14 protein-coding genes, 1 tRNA gene and 1 other RNA gene are annotated in these 16,186 nt (G+C 36.3%); 7 read left to right on the top strand and 9 right to left on the bottom strand.

The features are described from left to right. Positions 1 to 82: 82 nt before the first annotated feature. The 4 genes from adhE to ssrS form a co-directional block, all read right to left on the bottom strand. Entirely contained in the window at positions 83 to 2,731 is a 2,649-nt protein-coding gene (gene adhE / locus MW688_RS22005; protein WP_486738154.1) for a bifunctional acetaldehyde-CoA/alcohol dehydrogenase, read from the bottom strand. Between the two features lie 200 nt (positions 2,732 to 2,931). Next, positions 2,932 to 4,191, bottom strand: coding sequence for a M16 family metallopeptidase (locus MW688_RS22000; protein ID WP_486738153.1), 1,260 nt, complete (start codon positions 4,189 to 4,191; stop codon positions 2,932 to 2,934). 9 nt (positions 4,192 to 4,200) lie between these two features. Next, positions 4,201 to 5,478 (bottom strand): M16 family metallopeptidase, encoded by a 1,278-nt coding sequence (locus MW688_RS21995; RefSeq protein ID WP_486738181.1) that lies wholly within the window; start codon positions 5,476 to 5,478, stop codon positions 4,201 to 4,203. Between the two features lie 103 nt (positions 5,479 to 5,581). Beyond that, positions 5,582 to 5,763, bottom strand: a non-coding RNA gene (gene ssrS / locus MW688_RS21990) — 6S RNA. 135 nt (positions 5,764 to 5,898) lie between these two features. On the opposite strand from ssrS, the gene recR reads away from it, so the two are divergent. Beyond that, positions 5,899 to 6,492, top strand: coding sequence for a recombination mediator RecR (gene recR / locus MW688_RS21985; protein ID WP_486738180.1), 594 nt, complete (start codon positions 5,899 to 5,901; stop codon positions 6,490 to 6,492). Here recR and MW688_RS21980 read toward each other — a convergent pair. From MW688_RS21980 to MW688_RS21970, 3 genes are all read right to left on the bottom strand, one after another. Next, complete coding sequence (locus tag MW688_RS21980; protein ID WP_486738152.1) at positions 6,489 to 6,680, bottom strand: hypothetical protein; 192 nt, start codon at positions 6,678 to 6,680, stop codon at positions 6,489 to 6,491. The two genes, recR and MW688_RS21980, sit on opposite strands and share 4 nt — an antisense overlap. 164 nt (positions 6,681 to 6,844) lie before the next feature. Beyond that, the gene (locus tag MW688_RS21975) at positions 6,845 to 8,104 is read right to left on the bottom strand and encodes an AAA-like domain-containing protein (RefSeq protein WP_486738151.1); all 1,260 of its coding nucleotides are present in this window, start codon (positions 8,102 to 8,104) and stop codon (positions 6,845 to 6,847) included. After that, positions 8,097 to 9,461, bottom strand: a complete 1,365-nt coding sequence (locus tag MW688_RS21970) for an AAA-like domain-containing protein (RefSeq protein WP_486738150.1) — start codon at positions 9,459 to 9,461, stop codon at positions 8,097 to 8,099. Before MW688_RS21970 ends, MW688_RS21975 begins: the two co-directional genes overlap by 8 nt. A gap of 377 nt (positions 9,462 to 9,838) precedes the next feature. On the opposite strand from MW688_RS21970, the gene MW688_RS21965 reads away from it, so the two are divergent. Next, positions 9,839 to 11,242, top strand: coding sequence for a GGDEF domain-containing response regulator (locus MW688_RS21965; RefSeq protein WP_486738149.1), 1,404 nt, complete (start codon positions 9,839 to 9,841; stop codon positions 11,240 to 11,242). 159 nt (positions 11,243 to 11,401) lie between these two features. After that, a complete protein-coding gene (locus tag MW688_RS21960) occupies positions 11,402 to 12,406 on the top strand; it encodes a PstS family phosphate ABC transporter substrate-binding protein (protein WP_486738148.1) in 1,005 nt (334 codons plus the stop codon). A gap of 54 nt (positions 12,407 to 12,460) precedes the next feature. On the opposite strand, the gene MW688_RS21955 is transcribed toward MW688_RS21960, so the two are convergent. Both MW688_RS21955 and MW688_RS21950 read right to left on the bottom strand, forming a co-directional pair. After that, positions 12,461 to 12,952, bottom strand: a complete 492-nt coding sequence (locus tag MW688_RS21955) for a YajQ family cyclic di-GMP-binding protein (protein WP_486738147.1) — start codon at positions 12,950 to 12,952, stop codon at positions 12,461 to 12,463. Positions 12,953 to 12,975: 23 nt separating this feature from the next. Further along, entirely contained in the window at positions 12,976 to 13,479 is a 504-nt protein-coding gene (locus tag MW688_RS21950; protein WP_486738146.1) for a DNA-processing protein DprA, read from the bottom strand. A gap of 165 nt (positions 13,480 to 13,644) precedes the next feature. On the opposite strand from MW688_RS21950, the gene MW688_RS21945 reads away from it, so the two are divergent. The 4 genes from MW688_RS21945 (at position 13,645) to MW688_RS21930 (ending at position 15,943) form a co-directional block, all read left to right on the top strand. Then, a tRNA-Val gene (locus MW688_RS21945) sits at positions 13,645 to 13,718 on the top strand. 148 nt (positions 13,719 to 13,866) lie between these two features. Beyond that, positions 13,867 to 14,727, top strand: a complete 861-nt coding sequence (locus MW688_RS21940) for a hypothetical protein (RefSeq protein ID WP_486738145.1) — start codon at positions 13,867 to 13,869, stop codon at positions 14,725 to 14,727. A gap of 296 nt (positions 14,728 to 15,023) precedes the next feature. Next, a complete protein-coding gene (locus MW688_RS21935) occupies positions 15,024 to 15,626 on the top strand; it encodes a hypothetical protein (protein WP_486738144.1) in 603 nt (200 codons plus the stop codon). 56 nt (positions 15,627 to 15,682) lie between these two features. Next, a complete protein-coding gene (locus tag MW688_RS21930) occupies positions 15,683 to 15,943 on the top strand; it encodes a BolA family protein (RefSeq protein ID WP_486738143.1) in 261 nt (86 codons plus the stop codon). Positions 15,944 to 16,186 lie beyond the last annotated feature (243 nt).

The raw sequence follows: 16,186 nt of genomic DNA, 5'->3' as shown, positions 1-16,186 counted from the left end.
TATTAGAGTTTAGGATTTGGAAAGAATAATTAAGATTTGAGTATACTCTTATAATTGTTTACAGTTTCAAATCAATAAAGCCTTAAGCTTCTACAGTTTGAGTTTCTTTGACTTGGCCATTTTGTTGCTCTTCTAGATCTAAACGACCATAATAAGCATCGATAACCAATTGCTTTAGATCCTCAATTAAAGGATAACGAGGATTAGCACCAGTACACTGATCATCAAAAGCGTGTTCTGACAATTCATCGACTTTAGCTAAAAATTCTGCTTCACTTTCTGTAATTACTTCTTGAATTGAGTTAGGAATCTCGATATCAGCTTTTAATTTTTCAATGGCATTAATTAAGAGAGTAACTTTTTCGTCATCAGTATCGCCACCTAAATCTAAGTAGTCAGCAATCTGAGCATAGCGCCATTTAGCGTTAGGATATTTATACTGAGAAAAAGTCGCTTGTTTAAAGGGGGCATCGATAGCATTATAGCGAATGATGTGGGAAATCATTAAAGCGTTGGCTAAACCGTGAGGAACATGGAACATACCACCTAATTGGTGGGCGATGGAGTGACAAATCCCCAGAAATCCGTTAGCGAAGGCTAATCCGGCCATAGTTGCTGCATAGTGGATTTTTTCTCTAGCTTTAGGATCATGGGCACCGTTGTGATAAGAAGAGGGGAGATATTTAAAAATCAAACGAATTGCTTCTAAAGCTTGACCGTTGGTAAATTCTGATGCTAGTACAGACACATAAGCTTCAATTGCATGGGTTAAGGCATCAATACCGCCGTAGGCTGTTAATTTTTTGGGTAGATGAAGAACTAATTCCGGGTCAACAATGGCCATGGTCGGGGTTAGGGCATAATCGGCCAGGGGATATTTAATATTGTTACGGCGGTCTGTTACTACGGCAAAGGGGGTAACTTCAGATCCAGTACCAGAGGTTGTGGGGATGGCCACAAGAATTGCTTTTTCTCCTAATTCAGGTAAATCGTAAACCCGCTTACGAATATCCATAAAGCGCATAGCTAGTCCCTCGAATTCGATTTCTGGATGTTCATACATTAACCACATAATTTTGGCTGCATCCATTGGGGAACCTCCACCGATCGCGATGATCACATCTGGTTCAAATGTATTCATCATTTCTAAGCCTCGATTTACTGTATCTAGGGATGGATCTGGTTCTACATCATAAAATATGTCATACTTCAAACCAATTTCTTCTAGGACTTCTTCTAGTCCTCTCGTCATGCCTAGTTCATATATTGGCTTATCGGTCACAATAAAGGCGCGTTTTTTCCCAGCTAGTTCACGAATTGCGGTGGGGATAGAACCATATCTAAAATAAATTTTAGGTGGTACTCGATACCAGAGCATATTCTCCCGTCGTTCTGCTACGGTTTTGATGTTGAGTAAATGTTTTGGTTCCACGTTTTCGCTGATTGAGTTACCACCCCAGCTACCACATCCTAGAGTTAATGATGGGTCTAAACGGAAGTTATAGATATCTCCGATTGCCCCTTGAGAGGATGGAGTATTAATTAACACTCTAGCGGTTTGCAGGTTATCTTCAAAGGTTTTAATATGTTCTAAATTAGCCGGGTCTGTATACAAAGCTGCTGTATGACCTTTCCCTCCAAATTCTACTAGTGCTTCAGCTTTGGCCACTGCGTCTTCATAATCTGTGGCTCGATACATCCCTAGGATTGGAGATAGCTTCTCGTAGGAAAATGGTTCGTCTACACCAATCTTCTCTACTTCTCCAATAATCACTCTGGTGTTTTTCGGTAGAGATAATCCGGCTATTTCTGCTATTTTCTGCACTGGTTGTCCTACGATTTGAGAATTTAATCGTCCCTCGACAATCATTAGGTTGCCTAATTTTTGTATTTCTTCTTTTGTTAAAAAGTAAGCACCTCGGTTGATGAATTCTTCCCTTACTTGTTCGTATATTTCATCGACTACTATTACTGACTGTTCACTGGCGCAAATCATCCCGTTATCAAAGGTTTTACTGAGTATGATTGAAGATACGGCCATTTTGATGTGAGCTGAAGTGTCAATTAATGCTGGTGTGTTTCCAGCTCCTACCCCTAGAGAGGGATGTCCCGAAGAGTAGGCGGCTTTAACCATTCCTGGTCCACCTGTGGCTAGAATTAGCTTGATATCTGGATGCTGCATTAAGCTTTGAGATAGGGGCACTGTCGGCTCATCTATCCAGCCTATAATATTTTCTGGGGCGCCTGCGGCTACAGCAGCTTGTAAAATTATTCTCGCTGATTCTATGGTACATTGCTTCGCTCGCGGATGAGGGGAGAAAATAATTCCGTTGCGAGTTTTTAGGGCAATGAGAGATTTAAATATTGCCGTTGATGTGGGATTGGTTGTCGGTACTATTCCTGCTAAAATTCCTACTGGTTCGGCTATTTTCTGAAAACCAAAGGATTTATCTTCTTCTATCACTCCACAGGTTTTTTCTCCTTTGTATTTGTTGTAGATAATTTCTGAAGCAAAGTGGTTTTTAATTACTTTGTCTTCTGTTACTCCCATTTCTGTTTCTGTGGCTGCCATTTTTGCTAAAGATATGCGAGCCGCATTGGCTGCTAATGCTGCTTTTTTAAAGATTTTATCTACTTCTTCTTGACTATAGGTGGCATATTTTTCTTGAGCTGCTTTTACTTTAGCAATTAATTCTGCTAATTCTTCGTGATTTGTAACTTTAGTAACCATATTTATTGATTTTTGATTTAACTAACTACTATTAATTTTAACTCTCTGTTTTTTAAAAACAACTGTTTTAAAAATCTTAAGGAAAATATAATATTTAAAGCAGTCTTAATAAATTAATAAATTAATTACCATTTATTAAGGGAATTTCCGATAACCTCTGTACCTTACGCCTATATACAACCTTAATTTTAGTTGAAAATTTACTCTATGGGACCAACTAGAGAAATATAGGGTTTAGTTAGGTATTTTTGGGCTACTTCTTGTATTGATTCCGAGGTGACTGCGTTTACTTGAGTCGGAAAAAGACTATCAAAGTCAATTCCTAACTCTAGTGTTTCGTACCACCCGAAAATTTGAGCAATTTCCCCGTTAGATTGTTTACCTAAAGCGTATTGACCTAAAAGTTTATTTTTAGCTACTTGAAGTTCTGTTTCTGTCAACAAGATTTCACAAAGACGTTCTACCTCTCCTTTTAAACCAGCTTGGGCGATCGCTGTATTTTCTGGCGATGTTCCCATATAGGTAATTAAATTAGATTGGTCAATTCTCGTGGGATAGAAGGCGGAGACATCGTAAGCTAAGCCGCGTTTTTCTCTCAATTCTACAAACAGACGGCTAGATAAACCGTTGCCTAAGTAAGTATTAATTAGCTTTAAAACTGGGTATTCTTCACTTTTTACCCCTGGAGTCAGATAACCTAGCATCACTATACTTTGTTGAGTATCTTGATAGAGTTTTACGGTTTCTGGTTGAGCTTGTAGTTCCCGAAAATTTGGACTATCTAGGGGTGATTCTGGGTTTTTTTGGTCTCCAAAGGCTGCTTCTACCCATTCTCTTGCTAAATCTGGGTCTATTCGACCACAAAGACTAATCACCATTTGATCTGGCCGAAAGTGTTTTCCCTGATAGGCGTGTAAATCTGCTTTAGTTAAATTTTCTATAGATTCTTCTGTTCCCAGTACTGATAAACTATAGGGATGATCCTGGTAAATTGAGCTTTTGAGTTGATTAAATGCTAAATTAAAGGGTGATTCTTTTTGAGATAGAATACTTTGTTGGGTGAGATATTTTTCTCTTTTAACTTCTGTTTCAGGAAAACTAGGAAAGCGGATGATTTCTGCTGCTAAATTTAGTATTAAAAGAAAGTCACTACTTACTGTTTTTAAGCTAATCAGGCTATAGTCTGATGTAGCTTCTGCTCCTAAACTAGCTCCTATTGATTCTATTTGATAGGCTATATCTACTGCGTTCAGTTTTTCTGTCCCTTTAGTAATTACCGAAGCCACTAAATGAGATAATCCTGCTTTTTCCGGTTTTAGAGAGCGAGAACCAGCATTTTTAATAAATATTTTCCCAGAAATTATGTCACTACTAGGATTAGTGATAGTCAGTAGAGTTAGGCCATTTTCTAAGGTTGTTTGGTGGATTTGTTGAGCTGAAGTTGAGTTTCTTGTTTTCATTGATTTTTTTTACACTGGGTAGAGTACTGTGATTGCGTAGTGTTGACTAGATAAGTATTGTTGGGCAACTTTTTGTATATCTTTGGGGGTGATTCTGCTTATTGTTGAAGGATAGGCTACTGACAGTGTTGCTGTATTTGCTACAGTTTGATAGTATCCATATAATCCTGCTAGTTGACCTGGTGTTTCTGTAGAAAATATATAGTCATTGATCAGTAGTTTTTTGGCTAAGTTAATTTCTCTTTCACTAACTAAATCGTTCTGTAATAATTCTATCTCTTTGGCGATCGCTTCTTCTACTTTTTCTACATTTTCTGGTTTTAGCAGTGCGTCTATGGTTAACAAGCTCGAATCTTCTTGTATTGAGTAGTCACTACTTATATCTAAAACTATTTGTTTTTCTTCTTGTAATTTTTTTCTTAGACGTGAATAACGTGCTCCGGCAATAATTACCGAGATCAAGTCTATTACCAATGCCTCAACCCATTCTTGAATACTTGGTCCTATCCAGCCTATACTTAGGCGTGCCTGTTGAATTCTGGGTAGATATATTTCATTTCTGCGAATACCAATCAATGGTGGCTCTGCTTCTCTTGACTTTGGTGGGCATTCACTCCGAATGCTAAAGTTTACGAAGCAATCATCTACTAATTTTAGAGCTTCTTTAGCTTCTATTCCCCCTACAATCACTACTGTCATATTTTCTGGTTGATAGTAGCTTTTGTGGAAACAGCGCATTTGATTTGGAGTATGCTGTTTTAGTATTTCTTCTTCTCCTAGTATAGAGCGTCTGTAGGGATGTTTTTGATATATATTTTCACATAGTGATTGAAATCCTATCCAATCAGGATCATCATAGGCTGAATAAATTTCTTCTATTACTACATTTCTTTCATAATGAAATTCTTCGGCATCTATTTCTGCTTCTAAGAGAATTTCTGCGAAATAGGGCAAAGTTTCTGGCAAATCTAACGCTCTCGTGGACAGGAAAAAGTGAGCATAGTCGTGACTTGTGGCGGCATTAGTTATGCCTCCTGTTTTTTCTACTTGATAGTCAAATTCTCCTGGCTTTATATTTTTACTGCCTTTGAAGATCATGTGCTCTAAAAAATGGGCCATTCCTAACCAGGCTTCTGGCTCTTCTTTTGCACCTGCCTTTACCCATACGTCTACTACTACTATCGGGCTAGATTCCACTGTTTGATGGATCACTGTTAGCCCTTTTGCTAATTTATATATTTGTCCTGGAAAAACTGGTTGTCTTTTCTTTTTGAGGAGTTGTGGCAATTTCAAATCCCCTTCCCGGATTGCTGCTTTAATGTTATCTATTATACTTGCTTAGGGGTTTTTCCGGGGATCCTTTTGTTATGAACTGATAACATTTATCTGATAAATCACCACAACGCCGTTTTACCTCAGCTTATGACCTGGAAATCCAGGTGGGCACCTCAGCGATTCGTTTAAAGTTTCCAGGTACTTGCCTGGTTTACTGCCACGAATTCAACAAGTTCCCTTATTAGTCAAGCATAGATCAATAAACTTTATTGGCAGTCACCAACGCCGTAGTGATTTATTTATTTCAGTATAGTCTAATTTCCCTGTAATTGACAAGATCTAGTTATAGGAGCAATCAAATTAGTTCAACAGCATGAAAACAATTCATGATATCTTTAAGACAAAGAGTTATTAGTATTAGGAGTATATAAAATTTATACCCCTCCCCTAGCTAGATTAATAGAACAACTGCAACGTTTACCAGGAGTTGGACCAAAAAGCGCACAACGTCTGGCTCTACATATTCTTAGGCGAAGTGATGACGAAGTACAAGCTTTAGCCAAAGCTCTAGTTGATGCCAAAAAACAAGTAGGTTTGTGTCAAGTTTGCTTTCATCTTTCTGCAACTCCAGTGTGTGAAATTTGTAGAAACCCTAATCGTGACCAAAAAACAGTTTGTGTGGTTAGTGATTCTCGGGATGTTATTGCCTTGGAAAAAACTCGTGAGTATTCTGGAAAATATCATGTACTGGGAGGTGTAATTTCTCCCATGGATGGAATTGGACCAGAACAATTGAATATCCAACCCTTAGTCAAAAGAGTTAGTCAAAAAAGTATCGAAGAGGTAATTCTAGCCATCAGTCCCAGTGTTGAAGGAGATACAACGACTCTGTATGTGGGTCAACTGCTTAAACCATTTACTAAAGTAACTAGGATTGCTTTTGGTTTACCCATGGGAGGCGACTTGGAATATGCCGATGAAGTAACTCTAGCTAGGGCTTTAGAAGGGCGTAGAGAATTAGATTAATTAAGTTTACGGTATCTAAGACGATACAAGACATGTCTTGCTAGAGGATGTTTTGATGGTAACAGGGGGTGATCAAAATCATCATCTTGTGTATAAGTCATATTTAGCCTTTTCATCACGGCAATTGAACGCCAATTCGATGATTGACAAAAAGGTCTTAAGATTAAACGTTGAGTTTCTAGTATCATTAATTATATGTTGACAACAAAAGTACTGGTGGAAAATATGAGATAAGGCAATATTGAGGACCCGCAATTTTAATTTCAGCCATCCCCTCTCTTAACGCCATTGAAAACCTGCACCAATTCCTTTTTCAGTATTTCTTAACTGTATATCTTTCTGAATCGGATTATTACTTATATAGTATAAAAAATTTACCAGATGAGTGCAAAGTACCTAGTTGATCTAATTGTTTGAGAATCCAGTCACAATTGAAGATAGTTTTATATATCGGGTTTTTAACCTGGAGTTTTCCTCTGTTTTTAGTTACTAAACCTGAGAGTAGAAGTTGAATTTGTTCAGGAGTGCCATCAATGATTAGCCCCTCTTGTGTCAAGATTTGTTGATATAATTCTAGTAATCTTCTCGCTTTTGGTTCGTTGTATAAAAGTCGGTTACGAATGGTGCGTAAATGTTCGGGATTATCTTGTGTCTCCCAATCATTGATTATGTGCGATCGCACAATTGCCTCAACAAATAAGGTTTCTTTTCCAGGTGTCAAACTTACACCAGAATTAGAGGTATTTAAACTAGAGATAATCACTTGTTGACAGAGTTTTTGAGTTAACAGTGGTTGTCCCCCTGTCCATTTAAAAATAGCTTCTAAAATAGTTTTAGGATTAACAGAAATATTGGGTAAATATTGAATTAAATTTTGTGCTTCACAAATACTAAAGTCTTGTAATTCAATTTCTCTACCAAGATTAAAAGGAGTCATCCGTTCCCCGGATTTTAAATCCGGGGTGCAAGCAGTGCGACCGCCAATCAAATCTGAGGGAGTTGCTACACCAAACAATGCCCAGGTCACTCGTTCCCCGGATTTTAAATCCGGGGTGCAAGGGAAGTGACCGCCTGACGCGCTCAAAGGTTGATAATCCTGTTGATAGGGACGTAACTCATGACAAGAGCGGATGAAAGCAAAAAAATCATTTACCGGGAAAGGTAAGCTAAGAATACTATCAATTTCATCTACCAGAATAAACAGTCGGCTTTCTTGAGTCTGCTTAAGAATTTCTTGAGTTAACAACCATAGTTGTTGTAACATGGGCAATTCTGACCAAGTTTGCCAATATTTTTTGAGAGATATACTTCCTAAAAGCTGAAGGTCACTCACTAAAGCTAACATTATGCCTCGATACCATTGTTGAGGGCTTACCTGTTTACTTGCCAGTTGAGTCATATCTAAATAAACACATCGATAGCCCTGTTGTTCTAACTGGTGCTGTATTCTTACCCTTAAGCTAGACTTTCCCATTTGATGAGCATTGAACACATAGCAAAATTCTCCTTTTAACAAAGCATCATATAATTCTCGATCTGCTTGACGAGAAACATAAGTTAAAGCATCAGCGGTGAGACTTCCTCCTACCTGATAAATTTCTTGCTTATTCATTTTGTTCATAGTTAACATGAGAAAAATATTGTTTATATAGTTCACATCCAGGACTAGCTCGGAGTCCTTGTAGTTTCACTAAGCCCAATGCTTCTAAACGATAGGCGCTGTCTAAATCTAAGGTGACAGGATTGTCACTAGATAACACTTGAGTAAATTTTTGCTGTAAGAGCTTATCTTTGTTTAAAATCAACCATAGGTGATGCAAATGTTCTTGATAAATACCTTCAGTAGTTGACGCTTGTTCTAATAGTTGTCTGAGAGATAAGTAACCTGAGCATAACCAATAAAAAGCCAACTGCAATAAATAAGGATGTCCTTCGACCAAATCGAATAAAGGCTCTAAACTAAAAAGACTCTGAATACCTAATTTACCTAGTTCATAACGTTTCACTAAATCCCCCATTTGAGGCAAGGTCAAACTAGGTAACTGTAGAGAAAGCCCTATATTAAAGGGAGACTGATTAGGGGGCAAATACAATGTTAAGTCGCTAGTATGAGATATAATTAACCTTAGCTTTTGCCATCTTTGGCGTACTCTCCCATATTCATACCAGGCACGCAACATAGAAAAAAAATCACTGGCTAAATCGGGATAATTAAATAAATAATGGGCCTTTTCGATGGCAATTACTAAGGGCTCTTTTACTACATTCAGCAAATACTCTTGCATATATACAGTGCAACTTAACTTACTCTCTTGACCATCAAACCAAAAATCTTCAAAATTAGGATTTAACTGTAACTGTTGAGTAACACTTTGACAAAACCAGCGGAGAAATTTGTCTAAATCATTTAAGCTCGCTTTGTCTGCCTGCTGCATATCCACCCTAACGGTTTTAATTCCATTTTGACAAGCAATACCCATCATTTGATAAATCAAAGATGTCTTACCCATATATTTTGACGCCTTAATACGAGTTAAGCTCCCTGGTTGATTAAGAGCATTAAATGCTAAAGTTTCTACCGGAGGACGCTCAATATACAAACGGGAGTTAAATGGAAGGGGATAACCCGGAAAATGCAGTTTTTTCCAGATTGGATTTTCTTGTGGTGGTCTTTGAAATCTTGGGTCTCTTGGCGGTGGTGTACTTGTATTTTCTGACTGAGAGAACTGAGTTAAAATTAGTGGTAGATTTTTTTTTGTAACACTACAGCCTAATTCTTGAGATAGAGATAGCCATAACTGAGAACCAATATCTTTGAGATACCCTGCATCATATCCTGTCTCTCCTGCCATTTCCCGATATGATTTTCCCATTAAAGTCATACGGAAAACTATTTCTTCAACATTACTCAGTTTTCTAGGTGCCAAGATAGCTGTAATCCACTCAAGGGTTTCTTCTAGGTTTTTCATTGCAGAAAATATGAGATTAATTTTTATAGTACGTTAATTTACAAATTTTAAGATACAAAAATACTTGGTTTTATATTTTATCATTTGAAGAGAATATTAAGTACTTTTTAAAATTATTATTGTACTTGCACTTTAACTTGAAAAAAGTCATAAAAGTCGTAAAAGTCATAAAAGTCATAAAAGTCATAAAAAACTATTTCAATTACTTACTTATCTGACTTGTCTTTCTCCTACTAGTTTTGATAAAATACCGATTACCCGTTTTTATAACTGAGATACAGTTTATTTAATAATTTGATTTTTCCCTAGTGTCATAATTTAAAACCTTTTAAGTAGTTTTTTACTCAAGTTTATTTAATCAGTAAAGGCAGTTCCTAATGATTTTAAAATCTATTAATCATAAAAAAGAAACAATTTTAATTGTGAATGATCAATCTAGTAATTTACTAGAAATAGAAATAACCTTGTTATCTCGTGGTTATCATGTAAAAAAAGCAATTAACGCTCAACTGGCAATAAACTTTTCTCGATTAACGCCCCCAGATTTAATCCTTATTCAGGTAAAAGGACAAAAAATCAATGGATATAAAATATATCAAAAACTCAATCAAATAGACTGTACACAAAATATTCCCCTTATTTTTTTAGGAGATTTAGACGGAATTTATCAGAAAGTTGAGGGTTTAATTAGTGAGAGTGTCGATTATATTATTGAACCTTTTACTACAGTAGATATTTTAAGAAAAATCGAGTTAAAACTAATGAATAAAAGAGAAAAAAACCTAAAAACAAAATTAACTAACCAACTTAAGGGTGAGCAAGATTCACGAGTTGAAATTAAAAAAAATCAGTATATGCAATCAAAATCGGATAAATTTTATAAGAAAATTAGGAAGATAATTAATTCTTGTCCTAAGGGGATTGCAGAATTAGAATCAGTTCATGATGCAACTGGAAAAATTATTGGTTTTAAATGTCTTTTACTTAATCCTATAATGAGAAATATTTTAGATATTAACGAAGAAGAGGTAACAGACAATATTATTTTACAACAGCTTTTAAACAAGCTTGATACCCAATTATTTGATGAATTAATTCAGGTAATGAAGATAGGCAAATCTCTAGAAAAAGATTTATATGATCAAAATCATTTTTTAGAAAATTGGTACCATTTAACTGCGGTTAAGTCGGAAGATAAAATCAGATTAACAATAGCAATAATTACCAAGAGAAAGCAAACTGAATTGGAACTACAAAAAATATCTAATTTAGATAGTTTAACCCAAATAGCTAATCGTCGTATTTTTAAGAGTTATTTACTTGAGCAATGGAAACTATGCGATCAGGAAAAACAATCTTTATCTCTCCTGATTGTAGATATTGACTATTTTAAAGAATATAATGATACTTATGGTAATCTAATAGGAGACAATTGTTTAATTATAATTTCTTACTTGCTACAGCGTTGTCTTAAAAGCTCTGATGATTTGGTAGCTCGCTATGGAGGAGAAGAATTTATCATTATTCTTCCCAAAACTTCTTTGAAACAAGCTGTTGATTTAGCCCAATCTATTAAAAATGAATTAGCATCATTAAAAATACTTAATCCTAATTCCCCTCTGGGAAACTATCTTACATTGAGTATAGGAATTAGTAACATAATTCCTCAAGCAAATAAATCAGCTAAAATACTAATTGAAACCGCAGCTAAAGCACTAGATCAAGCAAAAAATCAAGGGCGCGATCGCTTCGTTGCTTGTCAAATTTCATCGGAATTTTAAAAAATTAAACTGCAAGACAAAAACTAGAGGCGATCGCCAATCTTGAGTTGAATGTAAATAAAAGTTAAAATCTAATGTATTTTTCTATACAAGATTTACACAAACACAATTGCAGCAATTATACTAGCTTTTAAAATTCTTTTTTTAGACTATAAAAATATGAAAATTTCTCAAATAGGTATTTCCCTCTCCCTGTTACTATTGTGTTTAACAGTACCCAGCAATAGGAGTTATTCTCAAACATCTGAAGCTATTACTAACGATGTCATTGAAATCGATGGCTCTAGTACAGTATTTCCCATTACTGAAGCAGTTCAAAAAGAATTCACTCAGTCAAGACCAGATTTATCAGTTTCTGCTGCTTTTTCTGGTACTGGTGGAGGTTTTGAAAAATTTTGTGCTGGAGAAACAGATATTAATGGCGCTTCTCGACCTATTTCTAACGATGAATTGGAAGCTTGCGATAATGCAGAGGTAAGGTTTATTGAACTTCCCATCGCTTTTGATGCCATAACCGTTGCTGTCAATCCCAATAACGATCAAGTAACTGAGATTACAGTAGAAGAACTACAAAAAATCTGGTCAAGTTCAGCCCAAGGGCAGATAAATAATTGGCAAGAGGTAAATAGTAGTTGGAGTGATCAGCCTTTAAACTTGTATGGTCCTGGTTCTGATTCTGGGACTTATGACTATTTTGCTGAAGTAATTACAGGAGAAAGCAATACTCGTAGTGATTACACTGCTAGTGAAGATGATGATATTTTGGTAGAAAAAATTAGCCAAGACCCAAATGCTTTAGGTTATTTTGGTCTTTCTTACTATCTCAGGAATCCAGATAAAATTAAAGCACTAACAGTTAATGGTGTTTCACCATCAGCAGACACAGTTAAAGATGCTACTTATCAACCTTTGTCTCGTCCTTTATTTATTTACGTAAATGTGCAGTCAGCTCAGAATAACCCTGAACTGCGTGAATTTGTTGATTTTTACCTGAATAATGCCCCTAGAATCGTAGAAGAAGTAGGTTATGTGCCTTTACCAGAGGAAGCCTACCAAGTTGGTTTAGTACATTTTTATAACGGGAAAATAGGCACAGCATACAACGGAGTTCCCGAACCCAACTTGACTATCAGAGAAGTTTTGTTAAGAGAACAGAGATTTTAATAAAAAAATCGCCATCTTAGTTAAGCTGAGAATGGCGATTTTCATAAACTAGAATCAACGATAATTAGTGAATTGGAGTTCAATCGGGAAATCTTCCTGTTTAATTATTTGAATAGCATCTTGTAAATCATCTTTAGATTTAGCCGAAACTCTGACCGTATCGCCTTGGATGGAAGCTTGAACTTTCTTGAGATTATCACGAATAATCTTAGTTATTTTTTTTGCTAATTCCTGGTTGATTCCTTTTTTTAGTGTTATTTCTTGACGAATACGATTACCGCTCGCTGTTTGGGGAACCCCATATTCAAAGATTTTTTGAGAAAGTTTGCGTTTAGCCGCTTTTGTCCTCAAGACATCTTGAACTGATTGCAATGTGAAGTCGCTGTTGGTGAGAATTATAATGCGGTCTTCTCCTAATTCAACCGTTGTGTTGGTATCTTTGAGATCGTATCTAGTTTTAATCTCTCTAGTAGTTTGATCCACAGCATTAACTAATTCTTGACGATCAAAATCACTAACAATATCAAACGAAGAAGTTGAAGCCATAATAAAAAAAATTTTAACTTAAATTAATCAAGGTAAAAACGGGTGACTAATTTGCGTTGCTCTTCTGCCTCTTCACAAGTTTGCAGCAAAATTTTACTGTCATGAAAAGCAAAGCAGATTAGTTGTTCACACCGGGAAACAATTTCTCGATTACACAAAGCACTAGCTTCTCCTAAGGGAAGGTGATCATTTTCGGCATTTTCTACCAAATGCAGTACTTGATTTAGTTGCTTTCGAGACTCTTTAGGTTGTTTTGCTAAACTTTGAGGAAGAATGACCGTAAGCATTTCTGGATCTGCTCGCATTGCTCCTCTAATCGCCGCGGAATTGGTGCCCGTTGCACCAGATGTAATTAGGCGATTGCCTGATAACACTAAAGCATAACTCATCATTTCAATTAAGTTTTGATGAGTTATTGGTACATGGCGAGAACCAAGCAAAGCAATACGCTTAGAACTGGTTTGCTGGATAGCTGCTAGTTCTTGCGCTAATGTATCTAATTTATCTATCTCTACTGATTGACTCAAAGACTTTTCCAAATAGTCATGGTGAACCTAATATAATCTAGCAAATTTCACTGATTCTGGTCAATAGCTTTTAAAAAAAAACACCGAGAACTGTGAAAGTGTATATTTTTGTTAAGAAATCTTTGAAGTTAAAGAGTTGTTTGTGTTAAGATAAAATGCCTGTAGGGACGTATAGCTCAGTTGGTTAGAGCGCTACGTTGACATCGTAGAGGTCACTGGTTCGAATCCAGTTACGTCCATAAAAAAATAAGCAAAAGGCGATCGCCTATATTTTGACCAAATTGAACTAAAGTAATGAGATCTAGATTGCTATAATGTATCCAGTAACTTGAACAAATGTTACTTCCCTCCTGGGTTTTAAACAGAAAAATAGATGAAAATAAATATATGAAATTGTACAAGTTAGCTGGTTTATGTTCCTGCTTATCTTCCCTAGTTATTAGTATTTCCCAAGCTTACGGTGCCACTTTCACCCCTGCCAATTTTCCCTGGGAAGAATTTTCTGAAGAATTGCCCGTAAACCAAGAACTAATAAACGAAGAAACCAATCAACAAGCAGACATTCTATTTTTCCAAGAATTAACACTTTTATTAGACCAAGAACTACTATTAGCTTTAACAATTACCTCTCAATTAGATTCCCTAAAGACAGAATCTAAATTAGCAGTGGAGGGGCAAAACATAGATACAGAAATCTTAGCGGCAGATCTCACTCAGGAAATAGGCATAATTGATAATGAGGTTAATGTCTGGCAAGAAGTATTTCAGTCTTTAAGAGAATTACGATTTGAAGGGATCAATGCCGATTCTCTAACCGACAGTGGAGTAAGAGTTGTTAACCGCAGTAATCTAGATGAAGCTTATGTGGGAATCTATGGATTTACAGGCAGACCAGTAAGGAGAGGATTAAACTATGGTTATGGGTATAATTTCTATTTGATTAACCCCACTTTGGGCGGTTATGGACAAAGAATTTATGACCCTGCTACCGGAAGACTAATCGATGCTCAAGGACTTGCTTACAATAGCGTAGGTAACCCTGACTCTGTAGATAATTTTGGCAATTTAGATTTTGCTGTAAATTTAGCTCAAATACCAGAAACAGAGCTGCCAACAGCACTATATACGGCCTATCGAGACGATATTAAAAAAATGTATCAATTAGAACCATTTGGAGGGTTAGAAATTAGCGTTGATTTACCAACTATACCCAAAGAAACATTACCGATGATGACCAAAATTAGATGAATAATGTTATCTTAATTTAACTACTAGATAATTATCTTGTCAACATTCCACCACTATAATCGGAGTACCGATTATAGTGGGGGCTTGCAAAAGCCTATAGTTGACCAGTCTTAGTTCTAATCAAACTACGTTTAGAAAGCGATCACACCTACAAATACCTCGCCAGTTTGTAGCTCTATTGTAAACCTATTCACAAATCAGATGGATACAACTATGCAACATAAATTATGTCCCTCATTTCCTCTCATCGCTAACCTGATGAGAGGTTTAGCGAGAGTCTCCATGAGGGCGGAAAGATGAATAAAACTAGCAAATATAAAAATATGGGTAATCTCCTTTTAGCCTGCCTATGTTTGTTTAGTATAACCAGTATACTACCAGGAGCCGCTCAAGAAAATACTACAGAAGCACCTGAAACAGAAGCAGTAACCGAAGTAACTGAAACCGAAGATATCACAGACCCAGATACTGTTACCCCCATCACTCCTGCTGATAGTATTTTAAGCTTACAAGGGGGAAAAAGGTTGATGGATGAGGCAAGCGCTGCTATTAATGATGAAAACTATGAACTAGCAGTAACTAAATTACAACAAGCCCGTCAGGTTTTTAATCAACTGACTAATTTCTATCTACAACTCAATAACAGTTTTGCAGGAATTGATAACAATATCGCCGATGCTCAAAAAGCTAACGCTGCTCAAACCGGACAAATGAGGGATGAAGCCACTTATCAGTTAGCATTAGTACATCGTGCTCAAAATCAACCAGAACTAGCAGTACCTTTATTGATTCAAGTAATTCGCTCTCAAAATCCTACCAGTGAATTAGGAAAAAAATCTTATCAACAACTTTATGAAGTTGGTTTTGTAGATGCACCTTTTTCCACCTCAAGTCAATAATAAATAATAATAGTTCAAACAATAGTTTAAGGTCATTAGAAATTTAGGAAATTATTATGATTAGTCTCGAAAAAGTAAAAACAATGATTAAAAGTCAATTACCTGATGCTGAAGTAATTGTTAGAGATTTCAAGGGAGGCGGCGACCATCTCGAAGCAATTGTTGTCTCTAGCAGTTTTGAAGGGAAAAATCGCGTTAAACAGCATCAACTAGTTTACTCTGCTTTGAGTGAAGCAATATCTTCTGAAGATATCCATGCTTTGGCTTTGAAAACTTATACCCCTGAAGCTTGGCAACAAGTTAGTCGGCAAATTTAATTAGCAAGGCCATATTTCTTACCTTGAAAAGGTGAAATCCCACCTACAGACTACAACGGAAGGGGCGAAGCCTAATGTGCTTCCCTCGACCTAATCAATCTCCTCTCTGGCATGGAGTCATCCCAGAAAATAGAGGCTAGGGTAACCTCAGATCTTGCATCTTTACCCAAAGTTACTTGTGGTGGTTAAGTAATGAGTAATGAGTAATGAGTAATGAGTTAAAGAATTAATGCTCAACGCTTA

The sequence above is a fragment of the Johannesbaptistia floridana genome (assembly GCF_057440575.1).
The sequence above is the reverse complement of the archived record's forward strand: the minus strand, read 5'-3'. Positions and strand labels throughout refer to the sequence as shown.